This window comes from Arthrobacter sp. TmtSoilC51, assembly GCF_055388015.1.
This window is the reverse complement of record NZ_AP035877.1, coordinates 960,875-981,780: the sequence shown is the minus strand read 5'-3', so window position 1 is coordinate 981,780 and position 20,906 is coordinate 960,875. Positions and strand designations below refer to the sequence as shown.

Sequence of the window (20,906 nt, the reverse complement as noted above, 5' to 3'; positions counted from 1 at the left end):
CGTAATGCTGATCGGAACCGCGGAAGTAGCCCGGAGACTCCAGATCTCAGAGCGGCGCGTCAGAGCCTTGCTAGAGACCGGACGCATGCCCGCAATCAACGCAGGTGGTCGCTGGTTGATCGATACCTCTGACCTAGCAGCCTTCACCCACCCTCGCTCGGCGGGAAGGCCACTGTCGCCGCGAAGCGCTTGGCAGCTTATTCACTCCCTGAGTCAGGACCCCAACGAGCAGCAAAGACTCAGCGAAATGACAGCAATTGAACGCTTTAGAGTCAAGCAACGTTTAGATCGCCTCAGGGAGTCCCCGGAACCTCTGGCATTGCTCTCCTCATTGCTCGCGAAACGAGCCGATAGGGTCATGCTGTCCGCCAGTCCGCCTGATCTAAACGATCTGCGTCAGGATCCAAGACTTCGCCTCTCGGGGGTATCACATAGTGCCTCAGGCTTGCTATCGGCTGCAGAAATAGAGGCATATGTGAGTGTCCAGGACTACCTTGACCTCCTCAAGTACTGGTTCCTAGTACCCACAGCCGCGGGGGCGCAACCCAATGTCGTGTTTCACGTCGCCGAGCAGGTTCCCTCGCAGATCCCGCAGATAGTCTTAGCGGTGGACCTTGCTGAGCGAGCCGGTGTTAGAGAGCAAGCAGCTGCAAGGCAGATTCTGGCAGGGCTCCACCGTGGAGCCTCAGAGGGACCGAATTAGTACCCAAGCTTGGCTTGTGCTGGCAAGTCACCCGCCCGAACCGGACCGCCGTGACAACCCACCCGAGGATCTCTTCCCACACACGGCGGATTAGCCCTAGCTGCCTCACGACGCTTGCAAGAGGCCAAAGGCAGCAGCGCCCGGATCCCCAGGACCACAAGCGGGGCCCCGGCCACCAGTCAGGTATGGGGTGCACCATCAATCAGATGCGGCAAAGGCCAAAAGGCTGCAGGGTCCGGATCACAGACCCCGCGCGCAAGGTCCGGTCACCAGTGAAGAAATAGGGTGCACCATCAATCAGGTGCGGCAAAGGCCAAAAGGCTGCAGGGTCCGGATAGCTTCGAGATGTCGAAACCACCGGTCATTGTATCGGTGCACTATTACTCCGGTGCGGGGAGGATTTCACACAAGGGCTATATGGCGTGTGCGTCTTGGATCGTGCCGCAATAGACCTCGTTCGCGGGAACCTGAATCCAATGTAACTGAGAGACCAAGCAATTGCATAATTAGTTCCCGCAAAACCCTGACCTGCCCTGGATCGGACCTCCGGCTCCTTTGGCAGGCGCCGCTTAGATCGTTTTCCGGGTCGTATCGGGAATCGACCGGGCACTCGTCCGAAACGACCACCACTCGACCAGTTGGTCGAGTGGGAAATCCCTTGTAAACAAAAGGAAGGAGGCCCCTTTACTACTACTACTCTACTTAAACGACCAGAAAGATAGATATATATAAGGGGGCCTGTGTTCTTTCACCAGGGAACCCCTTTCTTCTAGAAAGAAAGCCATCTCCCTATAGAGGCACGTGCCCTACATGGTCGTTTTGGTCGAGTGAGGGTCATTCGTGACCCAAAATCCGCGCCAGTACTGGGATGCAGGACCATCAACCCACTCGACCGGCGGTCGATTCCCGAACGAATTGGCCGCTTATAGTGGTCGGGTGTGAGAGACCAGCATTTTCATGCATGTGATAACCTGAGGAACGAACCTCCGACTCCAGAGACGCAGGTTATCACATGGCTCCCAAATTAGGCGCCTTACGCATTTTAGAGGCTGTTCATGGCCGCCACCTTTTAGAGTCTGAAGAACGTCTATTTCTAGACACTAACCGTCACGAAATCTGCCCAGCACTGCGAATGGCCCTCAATTCAGGTGACATTACGCATCTGCACTCGGCGCCGATGAAAGCCACCTTGCGATCGCAATGGGAGCCAGCTTCGAACATAGAGCCCTAAATCGGCCTCCCCGGGCTCAAGATTAGCCGCCATTTAGGGCAGGCCTCCCGCCAGCCACACATGCCCGCCCGCTGCGGGAACGAGAATCTATTGCCCTCCCGTCAAGACAATACATAAGCTCGGTGATTTGAGTGGCGGGGACTGTTAGCCGAGAAGCAGTTCCGACTTTCGACCCGTCAAGGAAAACGAGCATGGCGACAGCCCATTACTCAGCAATCACATCCAGCGAATAGCGCTCACGGGACGACAACCAGAAGGACCGGTTCGACATCATCCAGTGCCCCGAGGGACTTAGGCGGAGAAAAGCGGACCCCGCCCAACTCCCAGCAAGAGGCAGGCCGGGCATACGGTGCTAGGCCTGTTTTCCTCTACCAGTCAGGAACCCTGCGCGGGACATACCGGGCGCCTCCGGCCGAAAGTACTTGTACGATCTGTTGCAGGCACAAGCGGCCACAGCAGGTCGGACGGACTCTATTTCAACCCCGCGGACCAGACCGCCTCCGGCGGCAACCCGCTCTCCTAGCTAGTGGTAACCGCCCGCGCCGGGTGAACCACGTCCTGGCTAAGAGGCGTCGGGGCCAATCCATTAGCGTGCATATCAACTTGACCGGGCAAGTCCCACGGCGCACCGTCCAGTGGGATTGCTAGGAACATTGCCTCGCCGTCGCCTCGGATAACCAATTTCACTTGGTCGGACAGGCCCGTAGGCACGTGGCTCATAAAGACCCTAAGGTCGCCGAGCGACACTTCCAGGCCAAGGTCCATGACGATCGAAATAGACATCGATTCCGGTTCCTTTCAGCAGAGGACGAGGTGGCGGGTGACAAGCGTCGCCCTCGATGTATCACTAGTGGAGCAGACATTGGAGTCTTATTCTAATGACATGAGATGTGCCTATTCGCCCATCTCAAACTCCCCCTGAAACACTCGAACGCTGGGCTCAACGCCGGCGCGAGGTCGGTGCCAGGATTCGCTCACTTCGACTTGACCGAGGGCTATCTCAAGAGGCACTTGCACTTGAGGCCGGGCTCAGCCGAAACATGGTGATCGGAATGGAGTGGGGACGGAAGAGCGTGGCGTATGAACGCCTCTGGGACATCGCCGACGTCCTGGGAACGGACGTTAGAAACCTTCTGGCCCCTTACCCTTCCCACACCTCCGACGCGACGCCGACGGCCCGCTAACGGCAGGCTACAGGTCGTTGCTGTCGCATGTGGAGAGACTCAAGACGCTCTGTCAGAATGTTCAGGCCACCCCCTGAACACCCGGAAGTTGTTTTTAGCCCCCGTCCTGCCACGACTCTGTTTTAGGGATACCGCGGCGGCGAGCTGATGGGAGAGCATTGACCTTCAATTCCGCCCACCCGAACTTACGCTATGCGGCCTCCGTGCTTATGGGATCTACACGCTAGTTTCGCGGCGCTCCACAGCAACGCAGGGTCACTGCACTGAATGGCACTCGAATTGGCGACGTAAAGGGGACTACCACCGGAAGTTCACGAGCCCGCGGTCAGAGCCTACCCAATGAGGTGCCGCTGTGGGGACCAGCTCAAAGGCGCGCATGCCTGTCACCACGCCCGCTTTGCATTGGGTCAAGCCGCTTCGGCAAGGCTCTGAAGCCAAGTCTCGACGGCTGCCTTTTCATAGCGCACGAAACCACAGAACTTGATTGCTGGAGGACCAACTCCTGCTGACCTCCAGTTCCGGAGTGTCTTGGGAGCCACGTTCAGCCACACAGCCACATCTTCGGTACTCAAGAAGGGTGCCGGCGTACTTCGATCCGAGTGCGGCTCCGGGGACGTCTTAGTTGCTTTCATGTTGGTGTCTATGCGGTATCAATGCTGACGGGCGTCAGCTAAATCTGAACGCACCTCCTAACGGGACTGCTGGGCTGGTCCGAGATCGACCAGCCCAGCAATGGCCTCCAGGAAGGACCTCGCGCCGAAGCCGCTTATCCAATTGACGAGCCTTCAGACACTCCCTCACCTCATGCCGTTGGCATGAATCGATCCACGGCTACGAGGGCATGCCCTCGGCTCATTCAGATCAGCCCATGGCTGCATGACCTAGTCATGGCGATCTGGCCTCGCTCTTGGTGCAAGCCGATCCAATACGGCCGTGAAATCGTCTACGTCTCTGAGCCGCTCGATGTAAGCGGCGTGGGTCATGGAAACATCAGCGTGACCTAGCATCTCCGCCGCCGCCCCGTCAGTTAACTCCCTGGCAAGGAGTGACGCAACGGTGCGTCCGAACGCATGCGGCGTGATGACGGTCGCGCTTTCCACATTTGACGCGCTTAGGGCAGAGCGCAACTGCCGCCGCACGCTTGAGGCCTGAACATAGGTTCCTGTCCGAGACCAAAACAAGGCCCCCGCAAGGTTACTCTCTGGAGATTCGACGCTCCTGCGGATAAGCACGTCAACGACAAACCGCGGCACAGCTATGATCCGCTCGCTGCCGCGGTTCTTAGGAAAGCTCTGGCGGTACTTCGGGCCATGCCGCGGCTCTACCAGAGTGCCGGTGAGTGCTATTCTTCCGACGTCCCCCGACAGATCAATGTCTTCGAAGCGGATGGCGAGGACTTCGCCGATGCGAGCCCCCGTGCCGATCAGAACGTCCACAACATCTGCCAGTACGCTGCTCGGTCGAGGACCGAAGTGCCCAGGCTCAGTTCGCCAGTTATGGATCGCCTCACGAACCTCATGGAGGGTCGCCGGGCTCAAGGCAATCGGCTTCTTTCGCGGCCTGTTCTGCCTATCCACCTCTCTCACTGGATTGCCACCAACATACAAGTCGTGCCGAATTGCATAGGACATGGTCTGTTGGAGCACAGTTTTTGCCAGCCGGGCGTTCGTATGCCCCTTTCCGTCCACCACTAGGGACCTCAGGAAGTTGTCACATGTCGAGGTAGTGATTTCATTGATCTTGAGTGCGCCGAGCGCCGGTTTGATGAGACGCTCGAATAGCCCGTCGTATTGGTCCCAGGTCTGGCGTCGGATTCCGCTCGCGCCATCAGCCGCAACCATGTCCCCTTTTGAATCGACGACGACCTTAGGAACCTCAATGCTTGCGAGCCAGTTTCTCGCTACCACGTTCAAAGTGGGGTTGGCTGCGACTCGACCCGCTCGCTCTTGGCGTTCCTTCATGGACGCCAGCAGCGCGGTTGTGGCTTTGCCCTTGGTCGAACCGAACTTGCTGTACGTCCGAGTGGCCCCGTCCCAGCCGCGGAACCTGCAACTGGCCCGCCACTTCCCTGTCGTCTCGTCCTTCGCGGCACTGATCGTTCCCCAAGTGCCAATCGGTAGGCTGGACCTTCCCATCAGGCGGTCCCGTTCAAAGGCTCAGAATCAGTCCGGTACTTGGCCGTCCTTCGCACACTGCCTCTGCAACTCTGATGCTTCGACGCGTCGGAAGTACAGCCGGCACAGGTGTTGTTCCTGGTATCCACCGGAATGAGTTGACACCTGCCGACGGTCCTATTTGTATCCCTGGGCGTCCCTACGTTGTCTCGGTCCGTCGTCGCCCTCAGGGCCTTCTTCTCTGACTGCATGGTTCCCTCTATGCAGCTGGGGAGCCCGCTGGTGTCGTCTGCCTTCTTGAAAGCGTGTAGTAAACGTGTAGTGCCCTGCATTCAGACACGAAAACCCCTCCGTTCCGGGCAAAATCGCCGGAATGGAGGGGTTCGTGGAGCCCCCTGTCGGATTCGAACCGACGACCCCCGCTTTACAAGAGCGGTGCTCTGGCCAACTGAGCTAAGGAGGCATGCGCCGAAAACGACGCTAGATAAGGTTAGCCCAGACCCTCCCCCTCACGGAAATCACGAAGGCGGCCACCCACCCCGGGCATAAACCCAAGGTGACCAGCCGCCGTCGTAAATTCCTGGAACCTAGCCCTTGGCGTCAACCGCGGTCTGGATCTCAGCGTTCAGATCGGTGGATCCGTCCCACTGCTTCCCGTCGACGAACACGGTGGGGGTGCCGGTGATGCCGATAGCTGCTGCTTCTTGCGTAGCGACCTTTACATAGGGCCGGTACTGCTTGCTGTCCACGCAGGAGTCGATGCTCGCTGAGCCCACTTCCTTGGCCATGGACTTGAGGTCGTTGTCCGAGATACCGGCGCTGCCTTCAGCTGGCTGGCGTTCGAAAAGGAGGTTGAAGAAATCGGCGTACTTTTCCGGCGAAGAGTTCACCACGCACGCAGCGGCATTTGCTGCGCGTGAGGAGTAGTTGGTGGTGGACTGCTGGTCCAGGAAGCCAAGGGGACGGTACTCGAGGGAGATCTTGCCTTCGTTGCGCAGCTTGGTGAGCGACTCCCCGTAGGTCGTCTCAAACCGCTTGCAGACCGGGCAGATGAAGTCGATGTAAGCGATCACCTTGACGGGCTTGCCGGCCTCGGGCTCACCGCCGGGAACGGTGACGGTTGCGGGCTTGGTTGCCGGAGCCGAAGGGACGTCTGCCACGTTCACGGACGAGGCATCGGACTTCACGACGTCGGTGTTGGCCAGCAATGTTACGCCGCCGTGCACGTTGCCGTTCGCGGGAGTAGGGCCTTGATCGGCAATCGGCGCGCTTTGCTGGATGCTGGTGGTCACTACCAGCGCGATGACGGCGAGGATAGCCACGACCGCCACCACAATGCCCCAACCGATCAGGAGCTTGTTGCGCTTGTCCTTTTTCAGCTGCGCTTCGCGGATTTCGCGCGCCTTCTCCCGTGCCTGGGCGGTGCGTTCAGCCTTGGATAGGCGGGGTTCGTTTGCGGGGCTCATCAGTTCCTCGGATTACTCGACGTCGTAGTGCATAGCTTGGGGCAACGGGGCCAGTTTACGGGAGCCAACTAGGAGCTCTGCCGCTGACATGCCTGCCCGGTCGTTGAACGATCAACTGCTGTCTATGATTCCGCCGGTAGGCTGGGAGGTGAGTCACAGCAACCCCAGGGAGCAGTAATGCAGGATTTGGCAAGCGAAAAACTCAAGACGGAAGATGGCGTTAGGGCCTCTCCCACCAAGAAGCCAACAGCGAGCAAGTTCGACTTCATGGTGGTGTCCAACCGCCTGCCCGTCGATCGCTGCAGCAGCGATGGCGACGGCGATGGCGGCGGGGGCTGGCGACGCTCACCCGGCGGCCTGGTTACCGCGCTTGCACCGATGATGACAAAGTCCGACGGCGCGTGGGTGGGTTGGCATGGCGCCCCGGATGAGACTGTCCGCCCTTTCAGCCACGAGGCCATGGACCTTGTCCCGGTCCAGTTGAGCAGCCAAGACGTCGAGCTGTATTACGAGGGCTTCTCCAACGCGACCATCTGGCCGCTGTACCACGATGTCATCGCCCCTCCGGAATTCCACCGTACGTGGTGGGATTCATACCGCCAGGTCAATAAGAAGTTCGCCGACGCCGTCATCCGCCATGCCGCGGACGGCGCAACGGTATGGGTCCAGGACTACCAGCTCCAACTGGTTCCCCGCATGCTCCGCGAGGCACGGCCGGACCTGAAAATCGGCTTCTTCAACCACATTCCCTTCCCGCCTCCGGAGATCTTCGCGCAGCTGCCGTGGCGCCGCGAGATCATTGATGGCCTGCTGGGTGCGGACTTGCTGGGCTTCCAGCGTCCCAGCGATGCCGGCAACTTCATGCGCTCTGCCCGCCGCTTCCTGGGCGCCAGCGTCAAGCAGCAGCAAGTGCATGTAAAGGGCCCGGACGGCGAGGTCACCCATATCGCCCGGGCGCAGGCCTTCCCTATTTCCATCGACGTCGACCAAATCCGGGAGTTGGCCGGCAGGCCGGACATCATCGAGAGGGCCAAGCAGATCCGCAAGGACCTGGGCAATCCGAAGACCATCCTGCTTGGCGTGGACCGGCTCGACTACACCAAGGGCATCGGCCACCGACTCAAGGCGTTCGAGGAACTCCTGCGCGAGGGCAGCATCAAGGTGGAGGACGCCACCCTGATCCAGGTAGCCAGCCCCAGCCGCGAACGCGTGGAGCAGTACCGCCTTCTGCGCGAAGAAATCGAAGGGACCGTAGGCCACATCAATGGCACCTACGACACCATCCAGAACACTGCCGTCCGCTATCTGCACCACAGCTACCCGGTCGAGGAGATGGTGGCGCTCTATCTCGCCGCGGACGTCATGCTGGTTACGGCGCTGCGCGATGGCATGAACCTGGTGGCCAAGGAATATGTCACGGCCCGATCCGAGGACGACGGCGCGCTGGTGTTGAGCGAATTCGCGGGCGCCGCCGACCAACTGAAGCAGGCGCTCCTGATTAACCCTCATGACATCGACGGCCTCAAGTCCGCCATTCTGCGGGCGGTCAACCTCTCCCCCAAGGAAGCCCGCCGCCGCATGAAGCTGATGCGGAAGCAGATCCTGGACCACGACGTCGATCATTGGTCAGCGGAGTTCCTGGCCGCCCTCGAGGAAAAGGTAGTCCGCGATGACAGCTGAGCAGACTCCCCTGTCTTTGTCCCCGGAGCTGTTGGACGCCATCCGGCGCATTGCAGGCACGGAGCACCTCCTGGTGGCCTTGGACTTCGATGGCACTCTCTCCCCGATCGTGGACCATGCGGGCGATGCCAGGCCGTTGCCGCGATCGGCTGCCGCTTTGGAAGCCCTTGCCGAGCTGCCGCGCACGACGACGGCACTCATCTCGGGACGCGCCCTGGACAGTTTGCGCCAGGTCGCCTCGCCACCTGTCAACACGTTGCTCATTGGCAGCCACGGGGCCGAGGTATGGCTTGGCGAGGGGTCCCTTGGCCTGCAGTTGGATGAGGAACAGCGTGCGCGGCTGGCCTCAGTGCGTGAGGTCCTGGCTGGGATCGTCAACATCGCGCCGGGGACGTTGCTCGAAGACAAGCCAGCCGGAGTCGTCCTCCATACGAGGCTCGCAGAAGACGACGTTGCCGAAGACGCCGTGGAGGCCGCCATGAGGGTTCTGCGGGATCATCCGGGCGTCTTCCTGAAGACCGGCAAGCGCGTGCTGGAGACGTCAGTGGTCCATGCTTCCAAGGGCGAAGCCGTGGAATTCCTTCGTCAGGCCACCGGGGCCACGGCCATCCTGTTCGCCGGCGACGACGTCACCGATGAAGATGCCTTGGGCAGGCTCATGGCGGATGACGTCGGCATCAAGGTGGGCCTTGATTTCACGCAGGCCCAGTACCGCGTGGAAGCTCCGGTGCACGTGGCCGAGCTGTTGGAAGCCCTCCTGCGGGAGCGGCGCCGGGTCACTGCTGAAACGTAGGCCGCGAGCAGCATCACATGTGACCTTCGTAACATTTGGGTAGTAAGTCCAAAAGTCTGACATACTCTTGGTTGTGATGTGACGCACAGTACCGTGCGACGTCACACGATCCTCCCCGGCCAATGGCCGGGGAGTTCAACTGAAGAAAATGAACCATTCACAACGGATCGTCCGGCACGTACCTGCCGGTGAAGGGATTGATAACTGTGGCTACAGTTACTTTTGATAACGCTACGCGTCTGTACCCGGGCACAGATAAGCCCGCCGTCGATAAGCTCAACATCGACATCGCCGATGGCGAATTCCTGGTCCTCGTTGGACCCTCCGGTTGCGGTAAGTCCACCTCCCTGCGCATGCTCGCAGGTCTTGAGGACGTGAACGCCGGCCGCATTCTGATCGGTGACCGCGACGTCACGGATGTTCCGCCGAAGGACCGCGACATCGCAATGGTCTTCCAGAACTACGCTCTTTACCCGCACATGACTGTTGCGGACAACATGGGCTTCGCACTGAAGATCGCCGGCGTCTCCAAGGAAGAGCGCGCCGAGCGTGTTCGCGAAGCCGCCAAGCTTCTTGACCTTGAGCAGTACCTGGACCGCAAGCCGAAGGCACTCTCCGGTGGTCAGCGCCAGCGTGTTGCCATGGGCCGTGCAATCGTCCGTAACCCGCAGGTCTTCCTCATGGACGAACCCCTGTCCAACCTTGACGCCAAGCTCCGTGTCCAGACCCGTACGCAGATCGCATCCCTGACCCGCCGCCTCGGCGTCACCACGGTTTACGTGACGCACGACCAGGTCGAGGCCATGACCATGGGTGACCGCGTTGCAGTCCTGAAGGACGGCCTGCTCCAGCAGGTGGACACCCCGCGCAACCTGTACGACCGCCCGCAGAACGTCTTCGTTGCAGGCTTCATCGGCTCTCCCGCCATGAACCTGCTGGAACTGCCGGTTGTTGACGGCGGCGTCCAGTTCGGTGGCACGGTTTACCCGGTCAAGCGCGACGTACTGGAAGAAGCACACGGACAGACGGTCACCGTTGGTTCGCGTCCGGAAGACCTTGAGACGGTCGGCAACGGCGAAGGCCTGCAGGTTGAGGTTGACGTCGTCGAAGAACTCGGCGCCGATGCCTACGTCTACGGCCACACCATCCTGGATGGCAAGAGCCACGACATCGTTGCCCGCGTTGACGGCCGCCGCCCCCCGATGAAGGGCGAGTCCATCTTCGTTCGTCCGCAGTCCGGCCACGTGCACCTGTTCGACACCAAGACGGGCCTGCGCCTGGGCGACTAATCCCCACCGGCACCCTAACCTCGCTCCGCTTCGGCCAGGGAACCCCTGCCGGCGTGGGCCCAGCCACTAGAAGCATCCGCATTGTGACAGCGGCCCGACCCTTCCCGGTCGGGCCGCTCTCGCGTTAACCTTTCCGCAGAAAGAACGGTATGAACACGACGGATAACTTGATCCCCCTGCCATGGCACGTCGCGGCCACAGAAAGTGGGGCTTTCACGCTTGCCCCTACTACCCGGGTCGCGGCAAGCCAGGCAGCCGTCCCGGTCGCGGAGCAGCTGGCCGCGCTGCTTCGCCGCGGCACCGGTTTCGCTGTTCCCATCGTCGAACAGGTCAGTGCGGGCGACATCGCCCTGGATTTCGTTGAAACGCTCGACGGCGGCCCGGAAGCCTACCAGCTGACTGTCACCAGCGCCGGTGTACGCCTCATTGCGACAACTGCTGCCGGCCTCTTCAATGCAGTCCAAACACTCCGCCAGCTGTTCCCGCCAGCCATTGAAAGCTCCCGCACCGGCGCAGACGATTCGACGAACCGGATTGCCGGCACCTGGGTGATTCCCGCCGTCGAAATTAAGGACGCACCACGCTTCGCCTATCGCGGCCTCATGCTCGACGTCGCCCGCAACTTCTTCACGGTGGAAGAGGTGAAGGAGCAGATCGATGTCATGGCCCAGTTCAAGCTCAATGCCCTCCATTTGCACCTGACGGATGACCAGGCTTGGCGCATCGAAATCCACGCGCCGGAAAACAATCCATCGGGCCTGGACTATGGCAAGCTCACTGAAATCGGTGGCCAAGGAGCTGTCAACCACCCCGGAGTGGGACTCGCACCGGGCCTTACGGGCTACTACACGCAGCAGGATTTCACGGACATCGTGGCCTATGCCGCCACCAAGAACGTTCTTGTTGTACCGGAGATTGACCTCCCGGGCCACGTCAACGCCGCCCTGGCCGCTATCCCCCAGCTGAACCCTGATGGCCAGGCCAAACCCATGAACACCACCGGCGAGGTTGGGTACTCAACCTTGGACGCGGGGCTTCCTGTCACGTATGAGTTCGTGCGTGAAGTGCTGGGCCAGGTCGCCGCCATCACGCCTGGACCGTACCTGCACATCGGCGGGGATGAAGCCCTGGTGACAGGACACGACAATTACGTTGTCATGGTGCAGGAGTTCGCCCGCATCGCCGCCGAGACCGGCAAGAGAGTGGTGGGCTGGAACGAATACGCCGACGTCGAACTCCCTGACGGGGCCGTGGTGCAGTATTGGCACGGCGATTTCGCCCCGGTGATCCAGCAGGCCCAAGACCGCGGGTCAAAGGTCATCATGTCCCCCGCCGCAAACACTTACCTGGACCAGAAGTACGAGACAACGAGTCCCATTGGCCTTGAGTGGGTGGATGGCGGGCCGTTCACCTGGTCCGAGTACTACGACTGGAATCCTGCCCAGGGAGGCCTGGAAGACAACAGGATCCTGGGCGTCGAAGGTCCGTTGTGGACAGAGACCGTCCGCAACAACCAGCAGGCCTACTGGCTCATGTACCCGCGGGCAATTTCGCTGGCGGAAGTCGCATGGTCCGGCCAGGACGCCCGGGACCTTGGTGATTTCCGACGTCGGCTCGGTGCCTTGGGTGAGCGCCTCGCAAGGCAGGGCGTCACGTTCCAGGCAGCGCCCGACGTCGAGTGGTCCGGGGTGCCTGAGTTTCCCTTCCCAGCAGCAATGAACGCCAACACCGGCGAGTACGGAACAATTGAGGCATGAGCGAGCAAAACGAAGCCCAGTGGCACGACGAACCGACCGACTACGGGCAGATCGGCAAGCTCCCCCGGACTGAAGCGGCCAGCGCACAGGACACTGCACCGCCGGCCAGCGTTATTGGATCCCTTAACATCACGGCTGCGGCGGCGGACCCCGAGCTGTTGGACCTGCCGTGGCATATTGCACTTGAAGATTGGCCGGCGGAGAACCTCGCGGCCCTCCCCCGCGGTATCTCCCGGCACATCGTGCGTTTCGCCCACTTGGGTGGCTCGGTCATCGCCATCAAGGAAACGTCCGAGCACGTGGCCCGCCACGAGTACCACATGCTCCGGAAGCTGGCCCGGCTGGACGTTCCCTGCGTGGAGCCGGTTGCTGTCATCACCGGGCGCACCACCGCGGACGGCAAACCGCTGAACCCGGTGCTGGTCACGCGGCACCTGAAGTTCTCCATGCCGTACCGTGCGCTGTTCTCGCAGATGCTGCGCAAGGACACCCTGACGCGACTCATCGACGCCCAGGCGCTGTTGCTGGTCCGGTTGCACCTCATTGGCTTCTACTGGGGGGACGTCTCGCTCTCCAACACGCTGTTCCGCCGCGACGCCGGCGCGTTTGCCGCTTACCTCGTGGACGCCGAAACCGGCGAGCTGTACCCGGACCTTTCCATGGGCCAGCGCGAGTACGATCTCGAGATTGCCCGCGTCAATATCGCCGGTGAGCTGATGGACCTCCTGGATGGCGGACTCATCGAGGAGAAGGTGGACCCCGTAGCCACCAGTGAGCTCATCATGGACAGCTATCGCCGGCTGTGGGCGGAGCTGACGGAGAAGGAGTCCTTCGAACTCGGCGAGCGCTGGCGCGTGGGAGCACGCATCCGCAGGCTCAATGAGCTCGGCTTCGACGTCGAGGAATACGCCATCAAGACCACAGCGGATGGCTCCACCATCCAGCTGCAGCCAAAAGTCGTCGACGCCGGCCATCACCAGCGGCGCTTGCTGCGGCTTACCGGCCTGGACGCCCAGGAGAACCAGGCCCGCAGGCTGCTGAACGACATGGACCAGTTCCGGGCTGACAACAACCCCGACCTGGACGAGGAAATCAGCGCCCACGCCTGGGTCAGCCAGATCTTCGAGCCGATCGTGCGTTCCATCCCCAGGCACCTTGCCGGCAAGCTGGAGCCGGCTGAAGTAGTGCATGAGGTCCTGGAGCACCGCTGGTACATGAGCCAGAAGCAGGATCGCTACATCCCGCTGGCTGAGACCGTGCAGTCGTACCTGGACACTGTTCTGCAGCACCGCAGGGACGAGGCTGCCATCATGTTGAACCCGGACACCGAGATGCTCAAGATCCTTGAGGTCGAGGTGGAGGAGTCCGGCCGGTACGACGAAGTGGACGAGTACCCGGACGCGGACGACTAACTCAGGGTTCCAGGGTCTCCGCGAGGCCTGCAAGGACAGGTTCCCGGCCAAGTTCAATGTGCGTGTACGCCAGCGAGTACGCCAGGTCCGGACGGCCTTTCAGAATCGCATTGCACAGTTCCGTGTGCTCGTCCCGCTGGAGTTCGTTGCTGCGGTTGTGTGCCAACCCGAAGATCCAGCGCATGCGGCCGAAGAGGGGCTTCACGGACTCGATCAACAGCCTGTTGCCGGAAAGGCGCACGATCTCGGCGTGGAGCTCAGCACTGATCAGGGCGACGTCGTCCGCGCGGTCCTCGTCGATGGCAGCATTGGAGGCTTCCATCAGTTCCACGAGCCGGCCACCGGAATGGCCCTCTGCAACACGGGTGGCAGCCATCCTTGCGGCGAACGTTTCCAGGCAAAGGCGTACGTCGAAGAGCTCGTTGACGTCCGTCAGCGTGAGTTGGCGGACTACCGCGCCGCGGCGCGGGAAGGTGTCCACGAAGCCGTCCTTCTCCAGGCGTTGGATGGCTTCGCGGACCGGGATTCTGGAGACGCTGTACATCTCGGACAGTTCCCGTTCGCGCAAACGCGCACCTTGGGCGAAGGTGCCCGTGACGATCCCCTCCAACACCAGTTGGTAGACGTGCTCCGCGCGGGCCTCGTCATCGCGGCCATTTCCGGTTTCCGGCATCGCCTCAGCCACTGTCAAACTTCCCTTCATGCCAGCGTCCGCTCCATTCGCCGGCCGGCGCCTGTCAGCGTTCCAACCGAGCATACACGGGTGGAAACAGCTGGTCGGAGGGGCGGTTCAGGGCATCCCTGAGCGTGTAGGCGTTGCGCATCTTGGCGAAGAGTTCCTGGGCCTTCGCCCGCCAGTAATTCAGGTCCACTCCCTCTATGAGACCGTCGGCCATGATGGTCCGGCCGGCCACCACTGAGAGCACTGCCTGGCGGGCTGTCCCGTTGAGGGTGAGTGTCCTTAAGGGGTCCTCGTGAACACCGTCGCGGATGTCTCCCAAGGAGAAGGCCACCATGTCCGCTTTGGCGCCGGGCTCCAACCGGCCAAGATCCGGTCGGCGCAGTGCTTGGGCACCTCCAAGCGTGGCGGCGTCGAAGTATCCGGCGAGGTCTCCGGCGTCGTTGCTGCCGGCCAGGATCTTGGCGAGCTGCACGCCAGCATCGATGCCCCGGATCAGGTCCGGCGGGAAGGAGTCGGTGCCCAGAGCTATATTGATGCCCGCTGCCCTATATGCGTTGAAGGAATCCAGGGTGCTGCCGTAGCGCATGGACGTCAGCGGGCAGTGGATGACGCTGGCGCCGCTGCCTGCCAGCCGGGCCAGGCCGCCTCGGTCCTCTCCGAACACGGCGGGATTGCGGTCCGTATAGGTGGCATGCGGGATCAGTAGGCGTTGGGTGAGCATGCCCACTTGGTCCAGGAGCTCAAGGGGCGTGACTCCATGCCATTGGAGGATGAGCTCCCGTTCCACGAGTCCCTGAAGCGAGTGCAGGCGAACCAGGACGTCCCGCTCTTCCGAAGCCGCCGCCGTGGCTTTGAGCAGTTCTATGTCAAGGGTCTCGATGCGGCACGGGAGCAGTACGCCTGCGACCAGGGGATCGCCCAGGTCCTTCGCGTGGTCGATGAAGCGCAAGGCGTCCGCCAGCCCCTCGCGGCCGCGGCCGTCGTCGAACATTACCGAGCGTTCGCCATTGTCCAACACGACGTTCACGCCGGAGCGGTATGCGGGCCCAAGGTAGCCGCGCAATCCCAGCCGCCGGCTGGTATCGGCCATGCCCACAAGTTCCTCGAAAGGCTCTGCCCATTCGGAATGGACCTCGGATGCGATAGGCATATAGGTGGTGACGCCGTGCAGGATCAATTGGATGAGGGCGTATTCGCGAAGCTGCTGGCGTTCCTCAGCGGTAAAGACGTCGGCCCGGCGGTTGCGGAAGTAGTCCTCGGACCACTGGTGTCCCTTTGCCTGCTCCGGGCCGGCCCAGCTGTCCAGGATGAGGTGGTCGATGTCCGTGAGGGCATCGAGGTCGATTAGGCCAGGCATCAGCAGTGCGTCACCGAGGTTGTGCTCCTCGTCTACGGGACCTGTGTAGTTGTGCCCGACGTAGTCAATGGTGTCGCCGCTGTAGACCACGCAGGCATCCTCCAGCAGCACGTGCTGTCCTTTGTGGTGCCCCAAGATGTAGCGGGCAGTTGCCTTTGTGGGCACGGCGCCTCCTTTGCTCGATCAAAACATCTATCTGGTATTCCAAACAGTACATTATTTGTGATTTACATCGCATGAATACTCATCTAATCTATTTTGGTATACAAGAACTCGCGGAGCCAGCTCCCTGGATCATGAAACGAGCACAACCGTTGACCCAGCTACAGTCCATCGAACCGAATACCGGCAGTCCGCCGCAGCTTCCGGCAGCGTCGCCGGAGGACAAGGCAGTGGCACCTGCCGAGGCGCGCTCACTGCTCGCTACCGCCTGGATGAGGATCCGGCGCAGCAAGATTGCCCTCCTCAGCCTGTGCGTAGTGGTGGCCATCATGCTGTTCGCCATCCTGGCCCCAGTACTCAGCGCGCTGTCCGGCAATGACCCCTTCACGTCCAACACCAGCCCGGAGGTACTGGACGACTTCCAGACGCCTGGCCTGCCGCTCCCCGGCTACATGTATCCATCGGCCGAGCACTGGTTGGGCGTCGAACCCGGCCTTGGCCGCGATCTCTTCGCCAGGCTTGCATACGGTGGGCAGGTCTCCCTCACCATCGCCCTGCTGTCCACTGCCGTTTCCGTAGTTCTGGGAACAGTACTGGGCGCTGCCGCAGGCTACTTCGGTGGCAAGACCGACGCCATCATCAGCCGCATCATGGATCTGTTCCTCGCCTTCCCGCACCTCCTACTCGTGCTCTCGCTGACGCCGATCCTGCAGTCACGCCTCCGGGACACACCGCTGGGTGAAGGTAGCTTCCTGCCCATGGCCTCGCTGGTGATCATCCTCGGATTCTTCGGCTGGGCATACCTGGCCCGCATCGTCCGTGGCCAGGTGTTGAGCCTCCGGGAACGCGAATTCGTGGAAGCCGCCCGTTCCTTCGGCGCCTCCCACCTGAGTGTCCTGTTCCGCCAGATCATCCCCAACGTCATGGGAGTCGTCCTGGTGTACGCCACCATGTTGATCCCCACCAACATCTCCGCAGAAGCGGCCCTCTCCTTCCTGGGCGTCGGCGTCAAGGACCCCACACCGTCGTGGGGCCAGATGCTGAACGCCGCACAGTCCGGCAACTGGTACCTCAGCGATCCGTGGTTCCTGGCTGTGCCTGGCGTCATGCTCATCGTCACCGTCCTGGCGTTCAACCTCCTGGGCGACGCCGTCCGGGACGCCCTGGACCCCAAAGCTTCCCGCCACTGACCCACCTTCACCCCAGTTTCACCCACCCCTCAAAAGGAGCACCATGAAAACCCCCACGAGAGCACTGGCGCTTTCCGTGCTGATCGCCGTGGCCGCCACCGGCTGCAGTGCAGGGCAAAGTACGCCCAACAGTTCCAAGCAGGCCGAGTCCGTTACCGAATTGGCACCAGTGGTGGTGAAGTCCGGTTTCAACGCCAAGGGCGGCAACATCGATGTCCTGATGTCCTCCGACTTCCAAACCCTCGACCCGGGCAACAGCAACTACGTCCAGACCGCCAATGTCGGCCAGTTGTACTACCGCACGCTGACCATGGCCAAGGAAACAGCAGGCCAGCCGCCAACGGTGGTCCCGGACCTCGCCACGGACACCGGCAAGCCATCCGATGATGGCCTCAGCTGGACGTTCACGCTCAAGGAAGGCGTGAAGTTTGAGGACGGGACTCCCATTACCTCCGCCGACATCAAGTACGGAGTGGAGCGCACCTTCGCCCAGGACGTCTTCACCCAGGCGCCGCAAGAGTTGAATGCAGCGCTCGACGCCGGCGGGTACAAAGGGCCTTACAAGGATCCTGCCGCTGTGCTCAAGGCCGTTGAAACGCCCGATGACCGCACGATCGTCTTCCACTTGAAGAAGCCTTTCGCCGAGTTCCCGGCCTTGGCCTCCCGTTCCAATACCGCGCCGGTCCCCAAGGCCAAGGACACCAAGCTGGACTACACCAACCACCCGGTCTCCTCCGGCCCGTACATGGTGGAGTCCTACAACCGTGGCAAGTCATTGAAGTTGGTCCGCAATCCGCACTGGGACCCCGCTACGGACTCCAACCGCACTGCGCTGCCGGACACGTTCAGTTTCTCCCTCTCCACCTCGCAGGCCACCATCAGCCAGCAGTTGCTCGCTGACTCTGATCCCAACGCCATCACCCTCGATTCCAACGGTGCGTTGCAGACCTCCGACTCCGCCAAGCTGGCAGACGCGAAGGTCAAGGACCGTGTGGCGTCCGGGCTCCTTGGCTGCAACGACGTCCTGAGCCTGAACACGGAAAAGATCAAGGATCCCGACGTTCGCAAGGCCATCGCCCTGGCCTTGGACCGCCAGTCCATCCTGGTCCAGTACGGTGGACGACGCTTCGGCGAGATCACCCAGAGCCCGCTCAATTCCAAGATGCGCGGCTACGTTGAGACCGAGCTGGAACTGGATCCGGCGGGCAAACCGAAACTGGAGGAGGCCAAGAAGCTCCTGGAAGGCAAGGACTACCCCAAGACCCTGACGTACGGGTATGCCAACAACCGTGACGCTTTCAAGAACACCGGCACCGTGGTCCAGCAGAACCTGAAAGCCCTGGGCATCGATGTTGAGCTGGTAGCCATCCCCGCGCCGAACTACTATTCGGTCCTTGCCAGCGAGCAGCTTCCAGACATGGGCCGTTCAGGCTGGTGTGGTGGTGCTGATCCGGCGTCCGTACGCACGTCGGCTGATCCGATCCTGGGTCCGAACAACGACGGCACGAGCTATGGCTTCTCCAACACGTCCCGCTACTTCGATCCCCAGGTTTCCAAGGCCATGTTCGATCTCCGCAATTCGGAAGGCACTTCCGAGGAACTCGGCAAGAAGTGGTCCGAGGCCTTCGGCGCGGCCCTGAAGACGTACCCCATCGTCCCGCTCATCCGCAGCCACACCAACAGCGTGGTGGGCTCAAACGTCCGTAATGCACAGGTGGGCTACTTCTTCGGCGGGATCGACCTCTCGATCGTCGGCGTCGAGCACTAATCCGGCTTCGTCCAGAAGGAGAAGCGGGCCGCCTGCCCCGGCGGGCGGCCCGCAACCACCACAATGATGACTTTCATTCTTCGCAGGACCGGATCGTTGGTCATGCTGCTTGCCGCCGTCAGTTTCATCACGTTCACACTGTTCCAACTTGGTCCCTCAGATCCTGCCGCGGCCGCCTGCGGACAGGAATGCACGCCGGAGCGCGTGGCTGAAGCCCGCGTTGCCCTCGGTATGGACCAGCCTTTCTTTATCCAGTACATCGACTACATGCGCGGCCTTTTCTCGCCCCGCATGATTGGTGCGCCCGGAGCACAGACCCTTTGCGAATGGCCTTGCCTGGGCAAGTCCTTCCAGACCAACGAGAACGTGGCTGGCATCATTGCCCGCTCACTTCCCTACACCTTTTCCATGGCCATTGGGGCCCTGATCCTGTGGACCATCACCGGCGTCGGGCTGGGCCTTCTAGCCGCCCTGCGCAAGGGTTCGCCCGTTGACAAATTCATCGTCGGCGCCGCCTCCGTAGGCGTCTCCCTGCCCATCCCCGTCACCGGCTTGTTCCTGCTGCTGCTGTTCGTCAACCAACTGCATTTGCTGCCGTTCACGACAAACGAGATCAACAGTCCATTTGGTCCGCAGGGTCCAGGGGCCTGGGTTGCGAACTACATCCTTCCTTGGATCGCTCTGGCAGTCCTGTTCAGTGCTTCCTACATCCGCGTCACCCGCACCAACATGATCGAAACGTTCGGCGAGGACTTCATCCGCACTGCACGGGCAAAGGGCCTGGCACCCCGGACCGTCACCTTCAAACACGGAGTCCGGGCGGGAATTACACCCGTGGTCACCATGCTGGGCATGGACATCGGGCTGTTGCTGGGCGGGGCTGTCCTCACCGAACAGATCTTCTCCGTCCCGGGCCTGGGATTCACTGCCGTGCATGCGGCCATCTCGGGCGATCTTCCGGTCACCATGGCCATTACCATGCTGGCCGCCTTCTTCGTCATCGTCGCCAATGTTCTGGTGGACCTCGCATACGCCGCCATCGATCCCCGAGTGAGGCTCCAATGACATACACGCCACTGACGTCATCGCCTGCCCGCCCCACGGGCGCCACGGCCACCGCACCCTTCTTGGAGGTCCGCGACCTCACCGTGAAATTCCCTACTGACGACGGCCTGGTTTCTGCGGTCAACGGCATGGACTTCACGCTCGAGCGCGGACAGACCCTGGGCATCGTAGGCGAATCCGGCTCAGGGAAGTCCGTGACCAGCCAGGCCCTCATGGGCCTCCTCAAGGGCACTTCCGCGCTGGTCACCGGGCAAGCCATGTTCCAAGGCAGGGATCTGGTGGCCCTCCCCGAGTCAGCCATGCGGCAACTCCGTGGCCGCAACATCGGCATGATCTTCCAGGATCCTCTCTCCGCCCTACACCCCTTCTACACCGTGGGCCACCAGATCGCCGAGGCGTACCTGGTCCACAACAAGGCGAGCAAGAAGCAGGCCCGGACTGCCGCCGTCGACATGCTGGGAAGGGTGGGTATCCCCAGTCCCGAGCAGCGCTTCGACGAGTACCCCCACCATTTCTCCGGTGGCATGCGCCAGCGTGCCATGATCGCCATGGCGCTGATCTGCGAGCCCGAGCTGTTGATCGCCGATGAACCCACCACAGCGCTGGATGTCACTGTTCAGGCGCAGATCCTGGACCTCATGTCCGAGCTCCAGGAGGAAACCAACTCGGCGCTCATCCTCATCACGCACGATCTTGGCGTGGTGGCCGAGGTCTGCAACGACGTTCTGGTCATGTACGGCGGGCAGTGCGTCGAATCCGGTCCCGTTGACGAGATCTTCTACGACACCCAGCACCCATACACTTTGGGCCTGCTGAACTCGATGCCCACACTGAACAGCGCTGCGAGCCAGCTGAACCCCATACCCGGCCAGCCGCCGTCGCTCCTTGACCTGCCCAAGGGCTGCATCTTCAGCGCCCGGTGCCAGTACGCCGAACTCGTCGCCGACGGCCTGTGCGCAAAGCAGCGGCCCGAACTGAAGGTTGAAGACGGGCACGGCAAGCGCTGCCATTTGAGCGGCCCGCAGATCATCACCATCCGGAATTCGCGTTAGG

16 protein-coding genes and 1 tRNA gene are annotated in these 20,906 nt (G+C 61.6%); 11 read left to right on the top strand and 6 right to left on the bottom strand.

What is annotated here, in order from left to right; all coding sequences use genetic code 11:
• Positions 1 to 4: 4 nt before the first annotated feature.
• The gene (locus tag ACZ5G6_RS04635; protein ID WP_498689720.1) at positions 5 to 703 is read left to right on the top strand and encodes a helix-turn-helix domain-containing protein; all 699 of its coding nucleotides are present in this window, start codon (positions 5 to 7) and stop codon (positions 701 to 703) included.
• Between the two features lie 2,121 nt (positions 704 to 2,824).
• Positions 2,825 to 3,118 carry a helix-turn-helix domain-containing protein gene (locus ACZ5G6_RS04630; RefSeq protein WP_498689719.1) on the top strand — a complete coding sequence of 98 codons (294 nt, stop codon included), beginning with the start codon at positions 2,825 to 2,827 and terminating at the stop codon, positions 3,116 to 3,118.
• Between the two features lie 407 nt (positions 3,119 to 3,525).
• Here the strand turns inward: ACZ5G6_RS04630 and ACZ5G6_RS04625 are convergent, their stop codons facing one another.
• The 4 genes from ACZ5G6_RS04625 to ACZ5G6_RS04610 form a co-directional block, all read right to left on the bottom strand.
• On the bottom strand, positions 3,526 to 3,750 hold the full coding sequence (locus ACZ5G6_RS04625) for a helix-turn-helix domain-containing protein (protein WP_498689717.1): 225 nt from the start codon (positions 3,748 to 3,750) through the stop codon (positions 3,526 to 3,528).
• 249 nt (positions 3,751 to 3,999) lie between these two features.
• Positions 4,000 to 5,079, bottom strand: a complete 1,080-nt coding sequence (locus ACZ5G6_RS04620; protein WP_498689715.1) for a tyrosine-type recombinase/integrase — start codon at positions 5,077 to 5,079, stop codon at positions 4,000 to 4,002.
• A 539-nt stretch (positions 5,080 to 5,618) separates the two neighbouring features.
• A tRNA-Thr gene (locus tag ACZ5G6_RS04615) sits at positions 5,619 to 5,695 on the bottom strand.
• Positions 5,696 to 5,819: 124 nt separating this feature from the next.
• Positions 5,820 to 6,698 (bottom strand): DsbA family protein, encoded by an 879-nt coding sequence (locus ACZ5G6_RS04610; RefSeq protein ID WP_223935954.1) that lies wholly within the window; start codon positions 6,696 to 6,698, stop codon positions 5,820 to 5,822.
• A gap of 177 nt (positions 6,699 to 6,875) precedes the next feature.
• Between ACZ5G6_RS04610 and ACZ5G6_RS04605 the strand changes: the two genes are divergently transcribed.
• From ACZ5G6_RS04605 to ACZ5G6_RS04585, 5 genes are all read left to right on the top strand, one after another.
• On the top strand, positions 6,876 to 8,378 hold the full coding sequence (locus ACZ5G6_RS04605; protein ID WP_498689714.1) for an alpha,alpha-trehalose-phosphate synthase (UDP-forming): 1,503 nt from the start codon (positions 6,876 to 6,878) through the stop codon (positions 8,376 to 8,378).
• Positions 8,368 to 9,171: a trehalose-phosphatase gene (gene otsB, locus ACZ5G6_RS04600; protein WP_498689712.1), complete on the top strand. Its 804-nt coding sequence runs from the start codon at positions 8,368 to 8,370 to the stop codon at positions 9,169 to 9,171. Before ACZ5G6_RS04605 ends, otsB begins: the two co-directional genes overlap by 11 nt.
• Before the next feature lie 206 nt (positions 9,172 to 9,377).
• A complete protein-coding gene (locus ACZ5G6_RS04595; protein ID WP_223935952.1) occupies positions 9,378 to 10,460 on the top strand; it encodes an ABC transporter ATP-binding protein in 1,083 nt (360 codons plus the stop codon).
• Positions 10,461 to 10,609: 149 nt separating this feature from the next.
• A complete protein-coding gene (locus ACZ5G6_RS04590) occupies positions 10,610 to 12,217 on the top strand; it encodes a beta-N-acetylhexosaminidase (RefSeq protein WP_498689710.1) in 1,608 nt (535 codons plus the stop codon).
• Complete coding sequence (locus tag ACZ5G6_RS04585) at positions 12,214 to 13,629, top strand: DUF4032 domain-containing protein (RefSeq protein ID WP_223935950.1); 1,416 nt, start codon at positions 12,214 to 12,216, stop codon at positions 13,627 to 13,629. The genes ACZ5G6_RS04590 and ACZ5G6_RS04585 overlap by 4 nt, the downstream gene beginning before the upstream one ends.
• Position 13,630: 1 nt before the next feature.
• Here ACZ5G6_RS04585 and ACZ5G6_RS04580 read toward each other — a convergent pair whose 3' ends face one another.
• Positions 13,631 to 14,332 carry a GntR family transcriptional regulator gene (locus ACZ5G6_RS04580; protein WP_223935949.1) on the bottom strand — a complete coding sequence of 234 codons (702 nt, stop codon included), beginning with the start codon at positions 14,330 to 14,332 and terminating at the stop codon, positions 13,631 to 13,633.
• A gap of 34 nt (positions 14,333 to 14,366) precedes the next feature.
• Entirely contained in the window at positions 14,367 to 15,833 is a 1,467-nt protein-coding gene (locus ACZ5G6_RS04575; RefSeq protein ID WP_498689707.1) for a chlorohydrolase family protein, read from the bottom strand.
• Between the two features lie 131 nt (positions 15,834 to 15,964).
• Here ACZ5G6_RS04575 and ACZ5G6_RS04570 point away from each other — a divergent pair, with 131 nt between their 5' ends.
• From ACZ5G6_RS04570 to ACZ5G6_RS04555, 4 genes are all read left to right on the top strand, one after another.
• Entirely contained in the window at positions 15,965 to 17,020 is a 1,056-nt protein-coding gene (locus ACZ5G6_RS04570) for an ABC transporter permease (protein WP_498689706.1), read from the top strand.
• A gap of 43 nt (positions 17,021 to 17,063) precedes the next feature.
• Complete coding sequence (locus ACZ5G6_RS04565; protein ID WP_223935946.1) at positions 17,064 to 18,788, top strand: ABC transporter substrate-binding protein; 1,725 nt, start codon at positions 17,064 to 17,066, stop codon at positions 18,786 to 18,788.
• A 63-nt stretch (positions 18,789 to 18,851) separates the two neighbouring features.
• Positions 18,852 to 19,853: an ABC transporter permease gene (locus ACZ5G6_RS04560; RefSeq protein ID WP_498689703.1), complete on the top strand. Its 1,002-nt coding sequence runs from the start codon at positions 18,852 to 18,854 to the stop codon at positions 19,851 to 19,853.
• Entirely contained in the window at positions 19,850 to 20,905 is a 1,056-nt protein-coding gene (locus ACZ5G6_RS04555; protein WP_223935944.1) for an ABC transporter ATP-binding protein, read from the top strand. Before ACZ5G6_RS04560 ends, ACZ5G6_RS04555 begins: the two co-directional genes overlap by 4 nt.
• Position 20,906 lies beyond the last annotated feature (1 nt).